The sequence below is a fragment of the Roseibium sp. AWQ4_254 genome (genome assembly GCF_056161025.1).
This window is the reverse complement of record NZ_JBSWYH010000026.1, coordinates 61,052-84,036: the sequence shown is the minus strand read 5'-3', so window position 1 is coordinate 84,036 and position 22,985 is coordinate 61,052. Positions and strand designations below refer to the sequence as shown.

19 protein-coding genes, 1 pseudogene and 1 riboswitch are annotated in these 22,985 nt (G+C 58.6%); of the genes and pseudogenes, 4 read left to right on the top strand and 16 right to left on the bottom strand.

The window, feature by feature from the left end:
- Positions 1-891 precede the first annotated feature (891 nt).
- On the bottom strand, positions 892-1,572 hold the full coding sequence (locus ACXAIC_RS19110) for a hypothetical protein (protein WP_475183893.1): 681 nt from the start codon (positions 1,570-1,572) through the stop codon (positions 892-894).
- A 157-nt stretch (positions 1,573-1,729) separates the two neighbouring features.
- Positions 1,730-1,864, bottom strand: a pseudogene (locus ACXAIC_RS19105) (leucine zipper domain-containing protein); the annotation flags it as partial.
- 336 nt (positions 1,865-2,200) lie between these two features.
- Here ACXAIC_RS19105 and ACXAIC_RS19100 point away from each other — a divergent pair.
- A complete protein-coding gene (locus tag ACXAIC_RS19100) occupies positions 2,201-2,803 on the top strand; it encodes a substrate-binding periplasmic protein (protein ID WP_475183891.1) in 603 nt (200 codons plus the stop codon).
- Between the two features lie 109 nt (positions 2,804-2,912).
- On the opposite strand, the gene ACXAIC_RS19095 is transcribed toward ACXAIC_RS19100, so the two are convergent.
- From ACXAIC_RS19095 to ACXAIC_RS19050, 10 genes are all read right to left on the bottom strand, one after another.
- Positions 2,913-3,569, bottom strand: coding sequence for an energy-coupling factor ABC transporter ATP-binding protein (locus ACXAIC_RS19095; RefSeq protein WP_475183889.1), 657 nt, complete (start codon positions 3,567-3,569; stop codon positions 2,913-2,915).
- Positions 3,553-4,350 (bottom strand): cobalt ECF transporter T component CbiQ, encoded by a 798-nt coding sequence (gene cbiQ, locus ACXAIC_RS19090; protein ID WP_475183887.1) that lies wholly within the window; start codon positions 4,348-4,350, stop codon positions 3,553-3,555. Before cbiQ ends, ACXAIC_RS19095 begins: the two co-directional genes overlap by 17 nt.
- Positions 4,351-4,352: 2 nt before the next feature.
- The gene (locus ACXAIC_RS19085) at positions 4,353-5,003 is read right to left on the bottom strand and encodes a cobalt ABC transporter permease (RefSeq protein WP_475183885.1); all 651 of its coding nucleotides are present in this window, start codon (positions 5,001-5,003) and stop codon (positions 4,353-4,355) included.
- Positions 5,000-5,626 carry a cobalt transporter CbiM gene (gene cbiM, locus ACXAIC_RS19080; protein ID WP_475183883.1) on the bottom strand — a complete coding sequence of 209 codons (627 nt, stop codon included), beginning with the start codon at positions 5,624-5,626 and terminating at the stop codon, positions 5,000-5,002. Before cbiM ends, ACXAIC_RS19085 begins: the two co-directional genes overlap by 4 nt.
- 131 nt (positions 5,627-5,757) lie before the next feature.
- Positions 5,758-6,555 (bottom strand): DUF4198 domain-containing protein, encoded by a 798-nt coding sequence (locus ACXAIC_RS19075; protein WP_475183881.1) that lies wholly within the window; start codon positions 6,553-6,555, stop codon positions 5,758-5,760.
- Between the two features lie 12 nt (positions 6,556-6,567).
- A complete protein-coding gene (locus tag ACXAIC_RS19070; protein WP_475183879.1) occupies positions 6,568-6,756 on the bottom strand; it encodes a hypothetical protein in 189 nt (62 codons plus the stop codon).
- Positions 6,714-6,933, bottom strand: a riboswitch (cobalamin riboswitch). It overlaps the preceding gene by 43 nt.
- 322 nt (positions 6,934-7,255) lie before the next feature.
- Complete coding sequence (locus ACXAIC_RS19065) at positions 7,256-8,155, bottom strand: hypothetical protein (RefSeq protein ID WP_475183877.1); 900 nt, start codon at positions 8,153-8,155, stop codon at positions 7,256-7,258.
- Positions 8,156-8,650: 495 nt separating this feature from the next.
- Complete coding sequence (locus ACXAIC_RS19060; protein ID WP_475183874.1) at positions 8,651-10,795, bottom strand: S8/S53 family peptidase; 2,145 nt, start codon at positions 10,793-10,795, stop codon at positions 8,651-8,653.
- Positions 10,796-10,810: 15 nt separating this feature from the next.
- A complete protein-coding gene (locus ACXAIC_RS19055) occupies positions 10,811-11,929 on the bottom strand; it encodes a phosphatase PAP2 family protein (protein ID WP_475183872.1) in 1,119 nt (372 codons plus the stop codon).
- Positions 11,930-11,949: 20 nt separating this feature from the next.
- Entirely contained in the window at positions 11,950-13,359 is a 1,410-nt protein-coding gene (locus ACXAIC_RS19050; protein ID WP_475183870.1) for a tetratricopeptide repeat protein, read from the bottom strand.
- 361 nt (positions 13,360-13,720) lie between these two features.
- On the opposite strand from ACXAIC_RS19050, the gene ACXAIC_RS19045 reads away from it, so the two are divergent.
- Both ACXAIC_RS19045 and ACXAIC_RS19040 read left to right on the top strand, forming a co-directional pair.
- The gene (locus ACXAIC_RS19045; RefSeq protein ID WP_475183868.1) at positions 13,721-13,936 is read left to right on the top strand and encodes a hypothetical protein; all 216 of its coding nucleotides are present in this window, start codon (positions 13,721-13,723) and stop codon (positions 13,934-13,936) included.
- A 420-nt stretch (positions 13,937-14,356) separates the two neighbouring features.
- Complete coding sequence (locus ACXAIC_RS19040; protein ID WP_475183866.1) at positions 14,357-15,196, top strand: transporter substrate-binding domain-containing protein; 840 nt, start codon at positions 14,357-14,359, stop codon at positions 15,194-15,196.
- Here ACXAIC_RS19040 and ACXAIC_RS19035 read toward each other — a convergent pair.
- Positions 15,168-16,043 carry a sterol desaturase family protein gene (locus tag ACXAIC_RS19035; protein WP_475183901.1) on the bottom strand — a complete coding sequence of 292 codons (876 nt, stop codon included), beginning with the start codon at positions 16,041-16,043 and terminating at the stop codon, positions 15,168-15,170. The two genes, ACXAIC_RS19040 and ACXAIC_RS19035, sit on opposite strands and share 29 nt — an antisense overlap.
- 133 nt (positions 16,044-16,176) lie before the next feature.
- On the opposite strand from ACXAIC_RS19035, the gene ACXAIC_RS19030 reads away from it, so the two are divergent.
- Positions 16,177-16,821, top strand: a complete 645-nt coding sequence (locus tag ACXAIC_RS19030) for an alpha/beta family hydrolase (protein WP_475183864.1) — start codon at positions 16,177-16,179, stop codon at positions 16,819-16,821.
- Positions 16,822-16,874: 53 nt separating this feature from the next.
- Here the strand turns inward: ACXAIC_RS19030 and ACXAIC_RS19025 are convergent, their stop codons facing one another.
- The 3 genes from ACXAIC_RS19025 to ACXAIC_RS19015 form a co-directional block, all read right to left on the bottom strand.
- Entirely contained in the window at positions 16,875-20,282 is a 3,408-nt protein-coding gene (locus ACXAIC_RS19025; protein ID WP_475183862.1) for an efflux RND transporter permease subunit, read from the bottom strand.
- Between the two features lie 14 nt (positions 20,283-20,296).
- Positions 20,297-21,736: an efflux RND transporter periplasmic adaptor subunit gene (locus ACXAIC_RS19020; RefSeq protein ID WP_475183859.1), complete on the bottom strand. Its 1,440-nt coding sequence runs from the start codon at positions 21,734-21,736 to the stop codon at positions 20,297-20,299.
- A gap of 270 nt (positions 21,737-22,006) precedes the next feature.
- A complete protein-coding gene (locus ACXAIC_RS19015) occupies positions 22,007-22,981 on the bottom strand; it encodes an Hsp33 family molecular chaperone (RefSeq protein ID WP_475183857.1) in 975 nt (324 codons plus the stop codon).
- Positions 22,982-22,985 lie beyond the last annotated feature (4 nt).

Sequence of the window (22,985 nt, the reverse complement as noted above, 5' to 3'; positions counted from 1 at the left end):
CAGATCAATTTTGCTGCTGAAATTGAGCCCAAAGCCCCTAAAAGCACCCGAAAACTCAAGATCAACAACAAATGTGTTGGGATCCGCGGACAGCGAAACGATCGCCCCTGTTCCTCTCTGACCATAAGTTACAGTTCCACCGATATCAGGAGCATAGTACTCATCATTCACGTATTCTTCTCGTATAGTGTAGTACGTGTCTGGAATATTGTATTGACCAATATGCGAGTGCTTCCATATGGACCCATCCCAGATGGGTGTTTCTTCCTTCGAGCCGTATAGTACGAGGGCTTCACTTTTTGCTCCAATTTTTACTTTGCTACCGCCAGCCATATGCCCCTCCTAAAATCTGCGCATTAAAATGATGAAAATTGACAAAAAAACCAAAGCGTACACAATCAAAACATAATATTCTATCTTTCCATCAAATAAATAAGCAATAAAAAAAACAATTGGTACATTTATTAGAAGTAAAGCGGATCCATATATCAATCTAAGCATTCTAAAATATCTCCGACCAAAATCCAAAAAAGAATACATTCCTACTTGAGCGCTTCTTGAGACAAATAACCTCACAAAAAACTAACAAGGACAACGAATCACCAAACATATATTTGAATACTTCAAGATATAAAGTTAAATATATGAATTTTTTAATTCTATTTTGCTTTTAATTCCCACAAGAAAACTGATTATTAAAAAATAAAAATCAAAGAGACATCTCATTTTCACCAATACTACTTCTATCGAAATTTTCTTCTGAGCTCTCAAGTAGATATCGAAAATCGATAAGAATTTTTGCGTATTAAACGAAATAAATGACGGCACTTGAAACTATTTGTTCGCACAATCCACCTTACAACCAACATGGATACAACAAAGGTTGTAGAATTATACACCATAGATGTTTTGCACATAACTCCCCCCCAATGTCGCAAACCCACAGCGACGAAAAAAAATGTCGCTCTCAGCCACGTTTATTCCATTCGTCACATGCACCATTACGTGCGCGCAACGCCGCTCCTTTACCCAATGCCGGACCGCCTGCATCAGCCGGAGAGCAACTTTACCTGCGAGCACCTTCCCGGAGAGCTGCTGGCTGATATTCAGCGTCTGCACTGTTGCAATCAGCGCTCCAGACCCCAGGAAATACTCCCCCGCAAGAACCGAGGCAAAGCCGTAGAGGCCTTCTTCTGCAAGTGGCTCACTGCCGGCTGGAACGGCATAGATCAGCCCGAACCGGTTCGGCTGTGCCATCGCCTTGTCGAAAATCGCGCGGGCTTTTGCTTCAGAAAACGGAATGTCACGGAAGATCGTGTTCTGATGCGCTTCACGGGCGAGATAGACACCAGCGCGATAGTCCGCCTCGGACTCCTCCGCCAACCGGACCACCATATTGCCTTTGACCCGCGCCGTGTCGGCCGCGCCGCCGAATAACCTGGCATCCACCGCCGCGCCACCCGCCTGCACAGCCGTTCTCGTTTCGCCAGGCACACTTTCCCTGTGCCCGGAGAGATCAAACTCTCTTCTGTCCACCTTGCCCCAGTCCCCTGCCGTTACCGGATCACGCATCCTGCTAAGACAACGCCTTCGGTCAGAGCCATCTTTCAGAAATATTTGATAGCGTTAAGAAAACATTAGCAATAATGCGGAGAGGTGCGCAACCAGATTTTTGCGATTTTCAGTTGAAATTTTGTCGCAGCGCCTTCGGTCCCATCGGCAAGTTATTCACGCTCTTGCGCGCGGTTCGGGGGCAAACGCCTGCAAGCTGTGAGGCGCTTTCCGGCGTGTGCCCGCTGTCCATCAAACGGACGAGCCGCACTCGACCAAGAGGCGTCAATCGGGCATTCTTGTGAATGTTCATTCGGCTGCTCCGGGAAGGCGTGAAGTTTGGTAACTCCAGTCTCCTCGTAAAGCCCCGAAGGGACAACCTGTTGAAAGCTCACACCTAGAACCTCGGGCGATAATGGCTTGGAGTGGACTTGACCTGTTTCAAATGCATGAAGGTTCTTGCCCGCTTTTTGCCCCACACCGGGAAGACCGGCATTTCCAAGTTCGTGCCGATTTGCTAGCGTTTGGAATGTTCCTTGTCCCAACGCGCTTAACGACTTCTGCCAGATCCTGCTGTGTCCACGCGGTCTGGCTCAGCTTTGCGGTTGTCCTGCTGTCTGTTTCCCTGGCAAAAGCCGAGCGAGCGCTCGTGCTAACGATGGCAGACAATGCGGCCCCAGCGGAACAGGCTGCCAAGTTCGTTCTCTCCGCCTATGACATTTTGGAGATCCCGGTCAAGATTGTCCGCGCACCGCACTCACGAACCTTACTGATGGCGTCCAGTGGACGGGCCGACGGTGAAATTGCGACCAGTGCTGCGGTGGAAGACAAATTTCCAACCCTTATGCGCGTCAATGTCCCGCTTGTTGCCATCCCCGTCATGGTCTTTGTATGTGAGGACGTGGAGGATGCGCTCTTCCGGGCCGCCTTGCCGTCCAAGCGCGTCGGCCGCCTGTCCGGGGCCGTGGTTCTTGAGACCCTGACACAAGACTATGAAAACGTCTGGACTGGCGAAACCTTCGATGAACTGTTCGACATGCTGAAGGCCGGGCGTCTTGATGCGGTTCTCGGCCCCAAAGCCGTCCTGAAGAAATATCGGACGAAACATGACCTGGACTGCATTCGGCACCTGCAAACCCCGGTCGAAACCGTGCATCTCTATCATTATCTGCACGAAAAGAACGCAGCCCTTGTTCCCCTGATTACCGAAGCGCTCAAGCAGGTTACACATATGAGCCCTCTGGGCAACTGAAGCACCCGGGCGAACCGGGCATCAAGCGGTCCGTTCGGACGCGGATTTCACAGTCTTCTCCGGTCTTTGACGAAGCTACCTGGCAGAAACAGACCTGACGGGGTTTGTTTTAAGGCTTTGCCACCAGCACACCATCTTCCAAGGCCAACGTGCGGGTGCCAAGACGGTTCCGGAAGGTCGCGTCGTGGGAGACGATGATCATGGCCTGCGGCAGGCCCGACAGAATTTCGATCAAACGGGCTTCATTTTTCCCGTCCAGGGCATTGGTCGGCTCGTCCAGCAGCAAAATATCCGGGGACATGGCCAGTACCGTCGCCAGACTGACAAGCCGTTTTTCGCCGCCCGACAGCTTGTAGGTTATGCGCTCTTTTAGCGGGCAAAGATCCAGCTCGGCCAAAACACGGTCAACGATGTCCGCCGCCTCTGCCCGGCTCTTGCCCAGATTGAGCGGACCAAAGGCAATGTCTTCGGCAACGGTCGGGCAAAACAGCTGATCGTCCGGATCCTGAAACACAAACCCGGCCCTGCGCCGGACAGCCTGAAAATCCGATTCAGTGGCACACTGCCTCCCGAAGGCGCGGATAGTGCCTGCCTCAGGCACCAACAGTCCGACAATCAGGCGCAGCAGTGTGCTTTTGCCAGCCCCATTGTGGCCGCTGATCACCAGCCGTTCCCCTTCTGACAGGCACAGGGACGCGCCTTTGAGAACAGGTGCATGGCCGGGATAGCCAAACCGGAGGCCAGTCAATTCAAGCAGCGGCGCCAATCGTTCCCTCCAAGCCCAAGAGACAGAGCGCCAGCAGGACTGCGCCCCCAGCGAACACGCCGTCCCGGCCGGTGAACCGCATCGTGTCGAGCAACGGGAGCCCTCCGGTAAATCCCCGGCACTTCATGGCTGCAAGAATGCGTTCGGACCGGTCAACTGAGCGCACCAGCATCATGCCCACCAGATAGCCAACAGATCTATAGGTGTGCAGCGAGTTTTGCAGTCGAAAGCAGCGCACCTTCATCGCCCCGCGCAAGCGCAGGTATTCCTGATGCAGCACGTCGATATAGCGCACGGTGAACATCAGGAGATGGACCAGTGTCTGTGGCATTTTCAGGCGGTTCAGGGCATGACCAAGGGTCACCGGTTCAAGCGTTCCCACAAGCACCATCAGCATGAGAATGACGGCATTTGCCTTCAGGGCAATCTCCGCCGCCCGGGCAAGCCCTTCTAGGGAAAAGCCGAATCCGAACACAGTGAAAAGCGGTGAGCCTGTAACCGTGAAAGGCAACAGCACCAGCATGAAGACAACAAAACCGTCCATCGCCGCCATTCGCCGCAAGGTTGCCTTGACCGGAATACGGGCCACCAGCAGACCTGCAATGGCCACAGCTAACCCGAGGGGCAGCACGGCCAGGCTCTTGAGGCTGACCATCAGAACCGCAAAGGCGGCAGCCGCCAGAATGCGGGTGCGCGGGTCCAGCCCGTCCAGACCCGTTTTGACCTGGACTTGACTGGAGCGGACGAGACCCGGCGCCCCGGTGGAAACGAGGTGCCCCATGCCTAGGCCTGCCCCTCCGCCTGAGCCAGCTTGCGCCGTGCGGCAAGGTAGAAAAAGAGGCCGAACAGCCCGGCAATGTAGCCGATCCCGCCCAGAATGGTCTGGAAGTCGTTCTTTTCCTTGTAGGCGGCAATCTCCCGCCTCAAAGGTGTCACCTCCTTGTGGATCATCTGCCGTAACTGCTCCCGGTTTTCTTCAAGTGCTGCAAGGGAGGCTTGGCCTGCCTGTTCCTCAACCGTCTGTGCGGTTTGCCGCAGGGCTGCCGGGCGTGTTTTCTGTGGCCCTGTCCCCGTTTCACCCCCACCAGTATTTGCCGTCTGACCGATCTCCGGAAGGTCTTCCAGCTCCATACGCACTTGGGCGATGTGACCGGCCCCGAGATTGGCCTTGAAGACATGGACAACCCGCTTGCTGGGCGTGAAGGTGAAAAAGCCATCGCTGTCAGTGATCGCCTCGCCCAGTTTGGCGCCATCTTCGTCAAAGACTTCAACCAGGGCACCTGTGGCCATGTCGCCGTTCGAAAACCCGATTTCCCCCTCAATCACGTCCCCGTTTGCAAAAACCGAGGCAATCACCTTGTGGGCCTGAGCCGGGAGCAGGCCCATGCCGGCAAACAAGAGGCCTGACAGCAAAAAGATGGCAGCGCGTCTCATGGGGTCCTCCTGATGGGCGAGTGAAGAGCGGAAAACAGATCCGGTTTGACCCTGCGCGCCAGATAGACGGCAAAGCCGGTCAAAAGTCCCTCGACGGCCACCACCGGAAGATGGGCGAAAAACACCAGTTTGGCGGCCGGAACGAATTCCTCTCCGCTCAAGGCCAAGGCTGCGCCAACCAGAAACGTCGTCAGAACAATGGCAAGCGCCCCGCCCGCCCCTCCCCAAAGAGCGGCCACCAAAGGCGTCCCTCTGGCCGCTCCCCGGCCACAGAGATAGTAGACCGCAACAGCAGGCAGAGCGATGTTCAACGTGTTGACCCCGAGCACGGTGAGCCCGCCAAAACCGAAAAAGGCAGCTTGCAGCAAGAGGCCGACAAACAAGGCGGGAAAAGCTGCCCAGCCGAGAACAAGCCCGGCCAGACCATTCAAGATGAGGTGGACACTGGAGGGACCGACCGGCACATGGATGAGAGAGGCGACGAAAAACATCGCACTCAGCACCCCTGCCGCCGGGATCTTCTCCATGGGCAGGGCGCGCAGGCCAAGGGCTATGCCCCCGGCCGCAAGCCCTGCACCGCCCAGAACAACCGGCATCGACAAGGCGCCATCAACAATATGCATTGGTCTCCCTCCGCTATGTCCAGGAGTTTTAGAAGCTATCGCGTTCATCGGGATTCAATTCGTGTTGTCTTTTGTGTCGAAATCTCTGATTTCAGGCTGCGAAAGGCAAATCCGATGAAACGCGCTTTGCTCTAGTCGACGTCGTAGGCGCGGATCCAGATCACCGCATCCTGGCTGAGTTCCTTGCCTTCATGCTCCTTTGCAGGACCGGAGCCCAGAGCTGCAAATCCCCAGAACCCGGCCTTCGGGATGCCGAAAGTGAAATAGCCGTTGTCATCGGAGATTGCGACGATGCCCCCGCCCGGCAGGGGAGACGCAGTTGGTGCGGTGGGGGTGTTGGCATCCATGTCCGGCTCTGCGGCCATATACTCAATCTCGATCTCCGCTCCGGCCACAGGCTTGCCCTCTGACAGGACCCGGCCGGAGAAGGTGGAACCGGCCACAATGTTGGTCGGCCGGTTCAGCGGCAGGATTTCTGTCGCAAGCCCTTGCGGCTCCATCCAGTCCGTCGGGATCTCGTTCCTGGTCACGTAGGATTTCGTGATCTGCTGGATATAGATGTCTTCACTTTCTTCATAGTACGGTGCAGGTTCCACAACGAGCACATAGTCCCCGCTGCGTTTAACCGGAAGCGTGACGTCAAAGGCTGCGGCCTCATTTTCCGACCCGGAAAAGGTGATCGGCTTCAGGCTGTCCTTCAGGTCAATCTTCTGGCCGCGATTCACGGCATAAACCTGAAGGGGCTCTGCCATATCCATGACATGGCCGTTTTCGAACGGATGCCAAAACAGGAGTTTCACCGGGACATCCCCGGCTTTGTCCAGATTGACCTCAGGCGTATACGCCAGCTGAAAATGGGCCTGGGCAGCAAAAGGGGTCAGCAATGTGGCCGCGCAAAGCGCACCAAGGCCAAGCTTGCGAAGTGTCATATGACGTCTCTCTCAATGGGCCACCGGGACGGATTGCCCGGTCTGGTCGACTGAAAGGACGGTCGGGGAAAGAAGCGGAAAGCGGATGGAGGGTGTCCCGCCGCTTGGCCGCGTGACGCTCACCCCGGCGTCCGGTTGCGGTGTCAGGTCCGGCTGGCCGGCCATGACAATCAGCGGCAGGTCTCCTGGCTTGCGGGTCAAGGCATCCACCGGCCTTCCCGGCGCGCGCTTGCGCCAGTGGCTTTGTCGGTTTCAGCTCACCGCCTACAGTTGCGGGGGCAGCCACGGCTTTAGTCCCTGATGGGTACGCTTCACCGTGTTCCCTTTTAATCCCGGTGCCAGGATCTGGCGCCGGAAACCGTTGACCTGGCATTTTTGGCCCTGATCCAGCAGCCTTGTCAATCGTCTTTCTGCAAGAGACTTTTGGCATGCGCCTCGCAGGGCAAGGCCAAAAAATAAGTGGCGGAGCCAGGCTCCGCCACTGAACAAGATTAAAAAAAAGTCCTGGATCAAAGGTTTGGCGCGTCCTGCCTGTTCTGGGCATTCAGCAAAAAGGTCTGGTGCGGTGTCCCGCTAAAAAACTGTTTCCCGCTCCTGTGGAGCGTGCCGCGAACCTTGAGCTGTCGTCACATTTGCCCGGGTCAAGAAAAGTTCTGATGTCAGGCCGCGGCGGGCAAATCTGTCCTAAGCGCTATTTTCACTAAACGATGGGGTAGCCGTCAATGACGTTACGGTAAAATCCGGCAATGTCTTTTGACGCCTCAAGGTCCGGATGAAATTCGTCTGTCCAGCGTCCGCGCACAACATTGCGGATGTCGACCAGCGTCACATTCGGATAGAGCGCATCAATCTCCTGAAGCATGGTGTAAAACCGGTCGACCAAAAGGTGCAGGATACCGGAGATCAACTTCTTGTCCGCCTCGATCCTGAAATTGCGCTTCACAAAAGGCCGTCCGAACCAGGGGCCATCGCTATGGGCCACCGGGTAGTCATAGCCATGGACGAGGATTTGTGTCCGCGGCGCTTTTTTCAAAACATAGCCGGCAAGCTCGTGATAGCCCTGTCTGACCTTCTCCAGCACTGCGTCAAGCCGGTCCAGATTGAGGAAATCCTCCGCTCGATCCGATCCGAGCGCCGCGCTGCGGTCTTTCAGCAGGCGGGTGAGCGCCGAGCCACCCAGAAGCTCATTGGCCCCGCCGGAAAAGACAAAATAGTCATAAACGCCTGTATCTACATGAATGCGGAACGGTTTTTTCGCAATCACTTCGTCAAAAGACTGCTCGGGCCAGGCGGTGCTGGCGGTGTGGTAGTAATTTTCAAGAATATCGAAAAAGGTTCTATTGTAGCCCAGGTAGCGGGAGACCTCGATCACCACATTGATCCAGGCATCGCCCCCGGCGCAGACCCGCAGCGGCGACCGGCGGATGCGGACTGGGGCGCTGTCTTCCCCCTTGCCCGATGCGGACCACTCGATGGCGACCTGTTCCTGGGTCAAAGGCACCCGGTTGTCGTCCAGAATATGATAGGTGAGACACCGGTTGGGGTCTTTCTCATAGCGCGTGTTGTTCAGAACCGTCGCTTCCAGAATATCAACGTACATGACAACCTCCACTGCCCTTGCCGACCGCTGCCTCTGTGCTGACGTGACCTGAGGAAGCCGGTGCCTTTGACAGGCGTCGAGCCTGCCCAAGGATGGTCGATGGGGCCGGCTTCCTCACTTCGGGCCCCTCAGGGCCCGGATATGTCACATCCAAGCCGGGGGAAGACGCATCACCTCCCTCCCCCTTGGGCGTCCGCCGGTTCTGAAACCGCGCTGCAGATGCCCGCGCTTTTTCCAGCTGATCAATGTTCTTTGGCTCAAACGGACCCGTTTGAACCGCCATTGACCCAGGAAGACCCGGAACACGACCTGAAATTGTAGTTCGCCCTGTTCCGAAGATGAAACCCAAACCGCGTCTGGCTTCCCTTCTGTTAAGAGTAGTATTTACAATATCCGCTGCTGTGATGCGCGTGAGTAAAGCGTGAAAAGTCCGTCTCACAAAACGAAAGGCCCGGTCAAAACCGGGCCTTTCAGAGCTTTTTCATATCTCCTCGTTCAAAGAACAAGAAATTTTCCAAGCCGGGCAGTGTCTTCCACACTTTGAGATTGGAGTTCTGTGCTCTCGATAATGGAGAGATAGTTGTCAGCCTCCGCCTGCCGCACCTGTTCATCGGTGCATCTTGCGAAGGCTTCGGACAGTCTTCGGGCCACCAGGGGCGCGGCCACGCTGGTTCCCTGGACCAGGGCATAGGACCCGCTGCGTGTACCCGCCGCCAGAATGCCGGGCACCACATGGGACCGGTCCGACGGCGCCGTACAATCGACCTGGCCGACCAGATCCCCTGCCCCGGGTTTGCCGGCGGAGCTGTATCCGGACGGCACCGGCCGGGGCCTGCTCCAATCGGTGCCCGCAGCCGGACGGCAGCCGGAGACAATCAGAGAGGATTTACCGGTGGCCAGACTGTTCAAGGTGCCAAAGCGGCGGATGTGACTGGAAGACGTATCATCTTGCGATTCTTTCCCGTCCGCATCATAGCGGCGGTAGCCTTGGTCCTTCAGAAAACTTTGCCGGCTTCCGGAGCGGAATTCATCCGGATCGGCGTCCCGCTGTATCCAGATGTAAATCGGATCATGGGTGGACGGCGCCCCAGCCCCGCGTCTCAACGTCACTGTCCAATCGCCGCAAGGGGCCGCGGGCAGATTGATCTCGTTCGGTTCTGTTGGGGCCAGAGCGATCATGGCCCGCCATCGCCCCGACAGGCGGTGATGATCAATGCTCATTTGCCCGATTGGCTCTTCCCCAGCTTGGCCAGCCAACTTCAAAATCTCGAACTTTCGCGGATCTCCCCCTTTGCAGTCAGGGTCAGGCACCAGCGGCAGGGCCGCTGCAGCCTTGCCGAACGGTGCCTTGAGCTCCAGAGAAAACGCTTTTGGATCAACACCTTGTGGAAACCAGAGTTCCAGATAGCTGGAGGTCCTGTCATTCGGCTGCACCACCCACGTAAAGGAGAAGGCATCGTCCTTGAACTGGTCTGCGTTGATCTCACCGTGCAACCGGTCCTGAAAGGTGTTTCCGGATGGCAGGATCATCACCGTGGGCCGCCCGAGTTTGCGGCGTTCGCTGACAATTTCGTTGATCGCGGCCGCCAGCTCGGATTCCCCGTCATGTCGACCACCTGAAAACCCGTAGCTGAAATTGATCGCGACCCGGATATTGGCTACACCATAGCCAGCGGCAATTCGCTCGGCCCTTTCCAGAATGTAATGCACCGCCGACAGCATATACATGTCCTTTGCAAAGCTGGACGTGTCCCAGGCAATCGTATTGGGCAGTTGCACGGCAATCAGGCGTGTCTCTTCCGGCGGCTCTTCCATCAAATTCGGATCGAAGCCCGCAGCCACATCCAGGACATGGGCCCCGTGGGTCGCATGCCGGTTGATCGCGGACCCCAGTTCAAACAGGTCCGATGTTGCGCCGGCGGTCCGATAGAGCGCATCTTCATCGTCCCCGTGATCGTCAATCAGGGCTTCGATCCCGGCTCTTGTGTATTCACGGCCACAGATAACACTTGGCTGGCCGCTGCCCTGGTCTTTGTCCGCCGATTGCAGCCAGCAGAACTCCAGCCGCGACCGTCTGCCGTCGGCAGCCCGAAAGTTCCGGTGTGCAAAAGGAATACCGTCCTCGATCACCCCAAGCACATTAATGGTCCGGTCAGGAGCACCAACGCGCTTCACCTCAGGGTCCGGAGCCCAATCCGGGTCAGCCAGCCCTGCGCTGGACTTGTCATGCATGGCCGTATGGGCCACCGGGAAGGCCATCCTGTAACGGGGTTTCCTAATCCCGGAAGCTTCAAGCGCCTCATGAACGCAGCGCCCGACCTGCTCCGGACTGGCCTCGCTTCCATGATTGTTCTCGATGATCATCGGCCAGAATCTGAGCGGAACATTGTCCGCCGGCCCCCAAAGCGTCGGGAACCAGCGCCGTGGCCCGCCAGGTCCGCCGGTCAAGCTGCACGCACCGGGATGTTCCGGCTCCGGGTGCTCAGCCAGGGCTGTCAGGAACCTGATATCGTCGCGCCGGAAAGCTGGAAAGGCATAGGGTTTTCCAATGCCAAAATTCCAAGCTTCATAGGGTCCCAGATAGTTCTTTAATGCCGCTGCACCGATCCTCCGGCGGGCGGCGGTTGCTCGATCCGTCATGTCAGCGCCTCCCGATTAAAGGTCGAATTCCTTCTTGGCTTTGGTCCAAAGCCATTTGAAGAGGTCGCTTCCGGCAACTTCGCAATTGCCCAGTTCGCTGACACCGTGATCCTTCCAGTCCGGATCTCGGTAATGGGACAGCATGAAGTCAGAGTCGCCTTTGGCCAAATATTTCAGCCCGGTCATGGTCTGGGTCACGCCGCATTTGTTCAGGACAATCTCGCCGATCATCTTGCCAAGCAAAGCACCGGCCCAGCTGTCGACGGGGTAGTGCACACCTGCGACCGTCCGGCTGACAGCAATGCGTTCGGCTTGTTTTTTCAACAAGTTGATCCGCTTGTCCGGATCCGGATAGTGCGACCCGGCCGCCTTAACCAGACCTTCCAGAAGACGGGCCACCGCAAAGGCTTCTGTGGCGTGCGCACTGGGAAAACTGCCATGGCCGGGTGTCGGTATCATCGGCAGGACCGTTGCCCCGATCCGGTCAGGCCGCCGGATCGCCAGATGATGCTTCACGATCATGGCGACGTGAGCCGCCAGAACCTGGGTCACGGTGATCAGTTCAAGTGTCTTGCCGTTTCGGGCCGGGTGAAGCCCCAGGATCATGGCGAAATATGGCGTTGGAAACCCAAGTTGGGACGTGATTTCCGGAGTGCGCTCAGGACGCTGCTCCATATAGGCCCGGACATATTTGAGCTGTTCTTCAAACACACCAGCCGCAGGACGTCCGATTTCAAAAAACGGCTGCAACGCGCCACTTTCTGCGCGATGAGACAAAGCGATCTTCTCAGGCTCGTTTTTGTCTACGCTCCAGCTCAACTCACTGAGGAAATCGCTCAGGAACAACGAGGCACGCACCCAGTCAGCCCAATTGTCGAGATTATCCGCAGAGGAGAACTTCATCTCCCGGGAGGCATGAGGCTCAATATCTCCAGCGGCGTGGCTAATGGCCTGTGCGCTTACTTGTAACCCTTGGACGGTAATCGGGTCCAAGACCGACACTGTTCCAGCGCCGAGAAAGCTGCCAAGTCCTGTCGCATTCAAGTTACCGACACCGCCAACACCACCAACTCCGCCGACACCACCTACGCCACCTACGCCACCTACGCCACCTACGCCACCGAACTGTGCCATTTTATTCCCCCTTAAAAAGTTTACTGAAATCCGGACCCGCGCAATGCGCGTGCTACGTTTTGGCCGAGCTTATAATCGGCCGCAGGATGAGCGCGAACATAGTTCTCTACTGAGAAACTTGGTTGTCTACGGCTCAACTCTTCGGCAACTTCTTTTGCTTCCTGATGCCTATCAAGAAAATAAAGCGCCGTAATCTTCGCTCGTAAAGTCGACAAATGCCGTTGATTGCGCGCAAGCGAGCTGTTCGCGAATTCCAGAGCCGTTTCATAGTCTTCTGCAGCCAAAAAGGCAGTCGCGCTTAAAGAATCAAAGTAGTATTTGAACGGGTCAATTGGCGACAGTTGCCGCGCCTTATCTGCTGCGTAGACGGCCTGCGACCCGGCGTCTTGAAATGCACAGAGTGCCCCACGGAGCAACCAGGAAAGTGCCTCATTTGGATTGTGCCCAAGTGCAGCCTCATAACGCTTCGACGCCACATCCAGACGGCGTAGAAGATTGTTGTGCGCAAATCCATCTATGGTGAGACAGAAGGCGCTTTCCGGATCGATATCAAGGGCCCGGGAAGTATTGTTGATGGCACCTTTGGTGTCTTTCGACGGATCGGAACTCCAGCCGTTGAACACGCTAAGCACGTGCCATTTGCCGCGCCATGCATGTACTTCGGCTGAATTCGGCGTTCTGGCGATGGCCTCATCCAACAACTCCCGGGACTGGGCAAAATCCCGAAGCGTCGGCCTGTGCATGAGACTGACCCCGGCCATAAGAAGCCTATGGTCTGCAATCTCGGAGATGGGACGGCCACGAATATAGGTCAGCGTGTCCGTCGCAATAGCGTTGCCGACCGACGTTACAACGTTTGTCAGCCCCTCACCGGCATGATTGATAAAATCGGCACGCCTGCTGCTGAACTGACGGGTCCACAAGATCCGCCCCGTTTCCGCATCCAGAAAGTCGACATCGGTAATCACCTCGTCTCCGGCCTGCCGGATACTGCCACAAACGCAATAGTCAACCGACAGTTTCGACCTGACTGCTTCGATATCGATCTGGCGTCCGGCCAAAGCCCGGCTCGACAGATGCGAAATCACAGCAAGCAGGTTGGAGCGCGACAAGGACCGGCAGATTTCTTCTGCAAACCAGTCTCCCAAAATCGAAAGCTCAGGATTGTTTTCAACGCTCAGGAGCGGCACCACCGTGACCGAGGGGACCGGTGGCCTTGGGACCGAAGCAGAGGGAGAACGGAACAGGGAACTGATCTGATCCGGATTGGACCGGATCGTCTCTCGCCAATTCACAAAATCCTGCGTCGGGATATCCAGCCCTTCGAGAAAAGTGCCTTGTCCGGGACGGCCAGAGAATGTGACCTTCCCCAGATCCAGAGTAACCTCGGAATTGTTGGTCGTGATCAGCTGAGCATAATATGGCCCCATGGCCGATTTGATGTCGGACAGGGCCCGGCGCAGGCTCTGACGGCCAGTGTCGTAACAGGATGCCCCCCAAAGTGTTTCCTGAAGAAATGTTCTGCTGCGGCAGCCATGGGGGGCGGTCGCCAGCAAAGCGAACAGCGCACGGGGCTTTTTGCCCGTGATTTCAAACGCGCCGGGCTCAACTGAGCGGACGATACAGGATCCGAACAGGCTGATTTCCAACACTTTTGCGCGCATGCCCCATTGCCTCGAGAAAAGTACGAATTCTATAGAACAAACTTATAGCAACTCTCCAAGCGGCTCACACTTTTTTCACGCTCACAGCCAGGGAAGACCCACTAAACTCGCGCTGTAAGGACCAGACATGCGAGCGCGTGAATTGACTGAAAAAAGCTCCCTCATCGACGACGTGACAGATGTGGTTGATTTCTTTCTGGCGTGGAACACCCACCGGCAGACCATCTTGAAGATTACCGAAATCGACACACTCGACACCGAACAGAAAAAGACCCTGAACTGGCTGGTCAAGATGGCCGACCGGATCAGCCTCACCGATCTTGAAAAGGACGATCTGCGCTAGTCACCTGACTCTGACGTTCATCACATTTCCCGGCACGCTTCGAACGAACTTCAGATTCAAAAGGCGACTAGAAAGTTCAGGTTTCTAGTGTGGTTTGCGAATTTGCAATACGCTCCGGCGGGTATTGATAAAATGAGGCGTATTTCAAATTCACCACACTAGCGCAGATCGCACTTGACCGGATGTTCCTGCCAGAAGGGACATATCATACGCAACCGGAAAGTACGCTTTCGGCTGAGGCGCATGGTCCAGAAAGGGCATGAGGCGGTTCTTTCCATGGAACAGCCATTTGCGCGCGTGACGTTGCACGCCGTTTTCGGCTATGGTCAGGCCTTGATGGCCCGAGTCGCCCGGACCGCCTAACCGCCTTTCAGGCGCCCTTGGACGACAGGGCGCAACCGGTTGCAAGAGTTGACAGTCATGAAGCCGTTTCCGGCCGCTTTCCTGTTTTCGGTTCTTCTCTTTCTTCTGCCCACACCGCCCGGCCATGCCCAGGACCCAGGTGTGCGGGTGCCCAATTTCTGGGACCCGAAGGCGGTCCAGGACCGGCCGGCCTCCATTCCCGACAAGATCCAGTTTCTGGCAAGCGATGCCTATCCGCCGTTTGTCTTCCGTGACCCGCAAGGACGGCTGACCGGCTTCAATGTGGATCTGGCCCGCGCGCTCTGCCAGGAACTTGGCAGTTCCTGCGCCCTCAGGATCAAGGACTTCGAAGTGCTCGTGGCTGCTCTGGACGAGGAGGAAGGCGATGCTGTCATCTCCGGTCTGGCCCGCGATCTGCCCTCCACCCGGCAACTGAACTTCACCGATGACTATCTGAAACTCCCGGCCCGCTTCGTCGTTGCCAGGGACAAGGCAGGCGTTTTTGACGAACAGGCCTTGAACGGAACCGCCATCGCCGTGGTGGCCGGCTCGCGCTACGAGGCCTTCGCCAAGCGTTTCTTTCCGCAGGCGAAGCTTCTGGCACTGGACAGCGTGTCCTCCGCCCGCGAGGCGGTGAAGACCGGCAAGGCGGATGCCCATTTCGGCGACGGGCTCAGCCTGGCCTTCTGGCTGCCCAGCGAGGCGGCAGAAAACTGCTGCGTGTTTGCCGGAGGCCCCTGGCTGGAGCCCGGCTATTTTGACCAGGGCCTGGCCATTGCCACCCGCTCCAGCGATCCGGAACGGGCCGCCGCCCTCAACTACGCGCTCCGCCAGCTTCACCAGAAGGGCATCTACCGGGAACTCTATCTCAGGTATTTTCCGCTGAGCTTTTATTGAGGGCCTTCTGGTCCTGACCGGCTTCGGCAGGACATTCCGGCGCCTCGCCGGTCCTCAAAAACGGCATGCTCAGACTGAAGGCAAAGCTGTGGGCTTTCGGGGTCAAGGCAGGGCCAAGGCCGATTTCCATCCCCTCATGGCCCTTTTCCGGGGCCTCGATGTAGGTGCCGAACAGCCGGTCCCAGACGGAGAGATAAAAGCCGTAATTGGAATCGGTCTCCCGCCGGATCACCGAATGGTGAATGCGGTGCATGTCCGGCGTGACAAGGACCCAGCGCAAGCCCCTGTCGAAAGACCCCGGCAGGCGCAGATTGGCGTGTCCGAAGACCGCCGAGGCATTGAGCACGATTTCAAACGTCAGCACCGCCTCCACCGGCCCGCCAAGGGCGCAGATCACGGCACCTTTCCAAAGGAAAGACAGCAGGATCTCAGCCGGGTGAAAGCGCAGGGCCGTTGTGGCATCCACTTCGCTGTCTGCATGGTGAACCCGGTGGATGCGCCAGAAAAGCGGCACCTTGTGGGAGGCAACATGCTGGGCCCAGACGGCCAGATCCAGAGCCAGGAAGGTCAAGACCCCGGCCAGCCAAGCGGGCCAGTCCAACAGGGCGAACAGACCCCAGCCCTTGTCCTGCGCCAGAAGAGCCAGACCAGCCCCGCCGATGGGAAAGACCAGGCGGACGAGAAGGGAATCCAAAAGGATCAGCCCCCAATTGGCGGGCCAGCGCCTCCATCGGCTGCTCTTGCGTTGCCGTTTGGGCAGACCCGCTTCCAGCAGCGCCATCAGCAAAAACACGCCGCCAAAGGCAGCCATGCGCATCTGGTCGATCCCAATCCCGTCCAAGGTCACAGTCCCCTTTTGAACCCCGCGCGCCCCGCGCAAGGCGGCTTGCCAAGCAGAGCCCGGCCCGCTACGCAGGCACATCGGGTCCCACCCTAGCGCCGGACCACGCCCTTTTGAACCGCAGACAGATCACATCCCCATGACCGAGTTTCTCTGGACCCGCCGTCCCGATGCCGCCCCCACTGCCACGCTGCTGATGGCCCACGGCGCCGGCGCCGCGATGGATTCCACCTTCATGAACATGCTGTCGGGCGCCTTGGGAGAGGCAGGCCTTGCAGTGGCCCGGTTCGAATTTGCCTATATGGCCGGCCGGCGCACCGGCGGCCCCAAAAACCCCCCGCCCCGGGCGGACAAACTGATTGCCGAGTTTCAGACCGCCCTGCAGGAGCTGATGGCAGAGTGTGAGGGCCCGCTGCTCCTGGGCGGCAAATCCATGGGCGGCCGGGTGGCGGCCATGCTGGGCGGCGGCGGGTCGCTGCCTGCCCGGGTGAAAGGCATTTGCTGTTTTGGCTATCCGTTCCATCCAACGGGCCGCCCGGAAGCCGACTGGCGGCTGCCGCCGCTGGAAGAGGCCAAACGTCCGGTGCTGATCCTGCAAGGGGACCGGGACCCGTTCGGCTCGAAATCCGAGCTGGACGCGGTCCCTTTGCCCGGCCATGTGCGCCTGACCTATCTGGAAGACGGCAACCACGATTTTGGCCCGCGCGGCAAATCCCCGGCCACGCTGGACGGCAATATCAGACAGGCGGCAGAAGCCACTGCCGCCTTCGCAGCAACGCTTTAGAAACGGGCGGATGCGGCCGTTGAGCCCGGCTCCGCCCGTCTCGCCGGACCCGGCTACTGCGCCGGTGTCAGGCCGCGCCCGCCCCCTGCCGGGCCCTGATGGCTGCCGGGGGTGTGGTGCTTGCGCACGAAGACGATGCTGCCGATGTCATCGCCGATCTTTAACAGCGCCGGAACCAGCACCAGCACCAGAGCGGTGGCCGAGGACAGGCCGAAGACGATGGTGATCGCCATGGGCAGCAGGAACTGGGCCTGAAGACTGGTTTCGAACATCAGCGGCAGCAGGCCGCCAATTGTGGTCATCGATGTCAGCAGCACCGCCCGAAGCCGGTCGCAGCTTGAGCCGATGGCCGCGCTGTCCAGCCCCTCGCCTTCCGCAATCCGCTCCTCGAACCGGGCCACAAGAATGATCGAGTTGTTGACGAGAATACCGGCGAGCCCAAGCAGCCCGATCATGCTCAAGATGGTCAGGTTGAAGCCCATGACATAGTGGCCGACAATTGCCCCCACGATGCCGAAGGGAATGATCGACATCACGACGACCGGCCGGGCATAGCTGCCGAAAATTGCCGCCAGGATGATGTAGATCCCGGCAATGGCCATCAGAACACCGGTCAACAGATCCGAAAACGCGTTGGCCTGTTCCTCTGCCTTGCCCGCAAACGAATAGTCCACACCATATTTGCGCGCCAGATCGGGCAGGAACTGTTTGTTCAATTCCGCGATGATCTCGTTGTTGGAGGTCACCGTGCTGTCCACATCGGCCACCACCGTCACAACGGTCTTGCCGTCCCGGCGCAGGATGATGGAAAAGCCCTGGGCATCGGTCAGCTTGACCACTTCCGTCAACGGCACGAATTCCCCCGCCGGGGTGCGCAGGGACAATTGCCTGAGGGCGGCGGTGCCGTCCGCATCGAACACCTGTTTCACGCGCACCGAGACTTCCTCGTCCCCTTCCGCAAAGCGTCTGGCAATATTGCCCTCAAAGGCGTTGCGGATCTGGCGGGCCGCGCTCTGAACCGTGAAGCCGAGCGCCCGCCCGCGCGGGGTCAGCTCCACCAGCAGCTCCGGCTTGCCATAAGGCAGATCATCTTCAACGGCGCTGGTGCCGGGAAAGGCGGAGAGTTCCTGCTGCAGCTCCTGCGCGGCCTCTTTCAGAACGCTTAAGCGCGCCCCGCTCAGACGTATATCAAGATCCCGGCCCGGAGGCCCGCCCCGGCGCTCGGCCACCGCCACACGCGAGGTTCCGGGAATGGACGGCAGGGCAGCGCGCCAGGCCCGCACGATGTCCGGCGTGCGGATGGAACGCTCTTCCGAGCGGGTCAGCTGCACGGTGATGTTGGCAACATTGTCACCATGATTGTTGCCGGCCTTGCCAAGTGTGGCGTAGGTTGCATCAACCAGCTTCTCCCCGGAGCCCTTTGTCAGCTTTGCCTCGGCCTGTTTCAGCGCCTGTTCAATCGTGTTGATCCCGGCAATGGCCTGAGCTTCGGGAATACCCGCATGGAAGAAGATCGACGCGGTCAGGTTTTCCGCCTCCGGCGAGGGGAAGAAGGTAAATCCGACCCGGCCGCCGCGCACAAGCCCGACCGCCAGCACCATGGCGGCAACGGCAACGGCCAGCGTGACATAGCGCCAGTTGACCGCCAGCGTGACGAAGCTGCGGAACGGATAGTCCCGCACCCAGTTGAACCCGGCATCAAAACCTCTGCGGAACCAGCTCGGCCGGTCCGGCGCCTCCTGTTGCTGTTTGCGGCGGCGCAGGGCCATGAGCAGGGATTCCACCGCCAAAGCCAGCAGGAAGCAAACGCTGACCAGAACCATCTCGAAAGCGAAGACCCCGGCTCCGTCCCGGAAGCTGCGCAGCGGGTCATCGATAAAGTCGAGATAGGGCGGCACGGAAATATCCGGCTGAGACACCAACGCGCTCAGGAAGAAGGCGGGAACGCCCGCAACAATAACAACCCGCCACCAGCTCCAGCCCGGCCGGCTGCCCAGGGCATGGGACAGGTGGCCGGGCAGCACCATGAAACACTCGATCAAGGAGGCGATCACCACCGCGACCACCACGACTGGCAAGGTCGACATGATCTGGCCAAGCACATCGCCCACCAGCAGGATCGGCAGGAAAGCGGCAATCGTGGTCAGGCTGGCGGCAAAGATCGGGGCCAGCATTGTGGTCGCGCCGTTGACAGCGGCATCCTCGGGCCGGTCGCCCATGGCCTGTCGGGTGGCCGTATGCTCGCCAACCACAATCGCATCATCCACGATCACGCCAAGCATCATGATCAGCGCGAACATGGAGATCATGTTGATGCTTTCCCCCATCAGCCACATGATCCCGAGCGTCGCCATCATGGCCACCGGAATGCCGGCGGCCACCCAGAGCGCAATACGGGCATTCAGGAACAGGAACAAGATGGCCACCACCAGCACAAGGCCGCTGAGACCATTTTCCACCAGCAGGGAGATCCGCCCCTTCACCGCGTCGGCCGTAACGTCATATTTCAGGATTTCCAGGGTCTTGGGCAGTTCCCTGGTTTCCTTGGCCAGATAGTCATCCACAATCTTGGCCGCTTTGAGCGTATCCGTCTTTTCCGTGCGCAGGATCTTGATTTCAATGGCGCGGGTGCCTTTGGAAAAGCCCTGGTTCTCGGTGGAATTGAAGTCCCGGGTGACAACCCCGATGTCCTTCACCAGCGTCTTTTCCCCGGAGGAATAGGACTTCACCTCGACCCGGCCCACCGCTTCCGGCGAGCGCTGCTCCGACAGGGCCCGGATCTGGCGCTCCACCGCCCCGTCCAGTTTCCCAGCCGGAAGGTCAATCGTGTTGCCCGCAATCTGTTCGGCTACACCGGCAATGGTCAGGTCCAGACGGCGCAGCTCCCGTTCGGGGATCTCGACCAGATATTCCGGGGAGCGGTAGCCGTAAAGCTCGACCTTGTCGATTCCCCGAGCCAGAAGGTCATCCCGGATCTTGCGGGCAAACACTTTCAGCGCCTGTTCGGAAAACGGCCCGCGCAGGGCAAGCGTCGCCACGCTGTCGGTGAAGGTGGACGCGGAAATCACCGGGGTTTCGGAATCCAGCGGCAGGGTTGTGACACCTGAGACCGCCTGCTCCACATCGGAAAGCGCCTGCTGCATGTTGGTGCCTTCAAGAAACTCCATCTGCACCGAGGCCGCCCCCTCACGGGCATAGGACACAATCTCGTCCAGACCGTCGATAAAGCGCAGCTCCGGCTCGATCACTTCCAGAATGTTGGAGGCGACGTCTTCCGCACTGGCCCCGGGCCAGTCGATGGTGACCGAAATCCGGTCTGTCTTGATGGTCGGGAAAAACTGGGTGTTCAGCTTGGCAAGGCCATACGCGCCGAACAGCACCATGACCGCCATGATCAGGTTCGCCGCATTCGCATGGCGCACGATCATTTCCAGAAAGCCGCGTGACTCTATCTCTCGCATGATGGCGGCCTCCGTCAGCGGGCGGTGGTGTCACGGCGCTCCGCCGTGGCTGCCGGGCCCGCCGTCTTGTCGGTGCTGGTGACGTCTTCCACCAGCAGCCCCTTGCCGGCTTCCGGGATCCGGGTGGTCAAAAGGGTCTCACCGGAAGTCAGATTGCCGCGCACGATGATGTTGCCATCGTCAATGGCGAGCGCCTCCACCTTGCGCGGCTCCAACCGGCTGTCCTTGACCACATAGACCTTGCCCTCGCCGTAATAGGCGGTCTCCGGGACCCGGAAACTGTCATGGTAGGTTTCATCAGCCAGGGAGATCTCGACAAAGGCGCCGGGGCGAAGGGGAACAGCCGCATCCGAGCTGTCGATGGAGGCAATCAGCTCTACCCCGCCGCGCGTGCTGGCCACATCCGCACCGATGCGGCTCACCGTCGCCTGATAGGTAACCGGGGTGGTGCCCAGATACCAGGTCACCTGCACCGGGCGACCGACAACCGTGCCGCTGTCGGCAACCAGGCGGCCATACTGGTTGTCCGACAAGGTGAAACGGACCTCAAATTCATCGGCCGCGTAAAGCGAAACCACAGAATCGTTCACACTCACCAGCCGCCCCGGCTCCGCCGCTTCGGAGCGCACAATGGCATCAAACGGGGCGCGCAGAACCGTGTTCTCAAGCTGCCGCTTTGCATCTTCAAGGCGCCAGTCCAGGCGCTTGACCGCCGCTTTCTGCTGCTCGACCTTGGCTTCATAAAGGGTCAGCGTGTTTTGAGCCTGCTCAAGCGCCTGCTGGCGCTGGGACACAAGCAGCCGCCGGTCGTCGACGGTCCGCTCCGTTACCGCGCCGCGGTTGACCAGATCCTCTGCCCGCTGCAAGTCGCGTGTGGCAAATTCCAGCTGTTCCTTCGCCCGCGCCATATTGGCCCGTTCCAGAACCACCTGCCCCTGGCTTTCCACAAGCGCAGCATGGGCTTCCGCCAGATTGGCCTCCGCTTCCGTGACAGCGCCTTCATAGTCGAACCGGTCGATCGCCACCAGAAGGTCACCCTTGGCCACAAAGCCGCCGGCCTTCAAATTCGGGTGAATCTGGCTCACCTCACCGCCGACAAGGGCCCTGAGTTCCACTTCCCGGCCCGCCGTGGTTTCCCCATAGACATTGATATCCGGAGCATAGTCCCCTTTTTGAAGGGTCAGCGTCTCGACGGGATAGCTTTTTTCCCGGATGGCCTGTTTCGGCACTTCTGGCTTGCTTGCCACCAGTGCATTCATGCCAATAAACGCCCCGATCAGGATCGCAAAGGCGATCAGTGCCTGGAGCAGGGCCTTCAGGATCAGCAACGTCCGCCGCCAGCCTTCGCCCGGTTGCGGAGCCTGCGGCGGAAGAACGTCTGAAACCGGCTTGTCTGCGGTTTTCTGGGGTCCGGTTTCCTGGGGTCCGGTTTCCTGGGGAAGCGTTTGCAGCATGTTTGGTACACCGGGCTTTAAAAGGGACTGCGGGTGTCTTTATGTCAATGATTGACGGATAGTTTTATTTCGCACCGCAAAATTCAACCCCGGACCTGCGTAGAAACCGCAAATGGGGCGTGAAAAGTGTAACGAAATGTGTCTGTTTGCGCAGACTTAAGCTGTCTTTGCGGACAGATCCCTCTGCCCGGAAGGGCCATCACATCCAGCCCCAAGGATCTGAACTGTTTATGCAATCAGTGCATATTCTACCCAAACGGTAGATTGAGATCAGCCATCGAACTCATATTTGGCGTTGCAGAATTCACACGTGACAGCAATCTTTCCGTCAACGGTCATGCTCTCCACTTCCTCCGCCGAAAAGCCGGACAGGACGGAGGCAATCTTCTCGCGGGAGCAGCGGCACTTGTCTGCCAGCGGCTGGGGGTTGAACAGCCGCACCCCACGCTCGTGAAACAGCCGGAACAGCAGCATTTCAACGCTCACTTCCGGGTCTGTCAGTTCCACATCCTTGACGGTGTCGACGAGCGCCTTGGCTTCCACCCAGGCATCATCCTCCGCAACTTCGGGCGCTTCAGTGCCTTCCGGGGCATCCCCGGGGTCGATATCCGCTTGACGCAACCGCTCCGGCGCCTCGGGCAGGAACTGCACCATGATCCCGCCTGCGGTCCAGGTTCTGGCATGGCCCTCGCCTTCCTGGCGGGTGAACAGCTCTCCCACCCCAAGCCGGACTTCGGTCGGGATCTGTTCAGAGCGTTCGAAGTAGCGGCGGGCGACTTCTTCCAGAGAAATCCCGTCCAGCTCCACAAGGCCCTGATAGCGTTGCATGTGCTGGCCCTGGTCGATGGTCATGGCCAGATGGCCATGGCCAAGGAGCGCCTCCGGCGTCGCCTTGCCTGCGGCCACAAGCGCTGCGACCCGGTCTTCGTCAAAGCTGGCGCAGGCACGCATTGCATCCGGCGAGGCAAAGTCGACCACAAGCATCGACACCGGCCCCTGCGTCTGGGTCTGCAGTGTGAAGCGGCCATCGAATTTCAGCGATGTCCCCAACAGGCTTGCCAGAACAATAGCTTCAGCCAGGAGCCGGGAGACCGGCTCCGGATAGGCATGCCGTTCCAGAATGGCTTCCAGTACCGGGCCAAGGGCAACAGCGCGCCCCCGAACGTCCAGCCCTTCCACGGCAAAAGGCCGGACAGCGTCCAGCCCTGCGGGGGCAATCCCCAGTTCCTCAAGATTAAATGCCACGTCG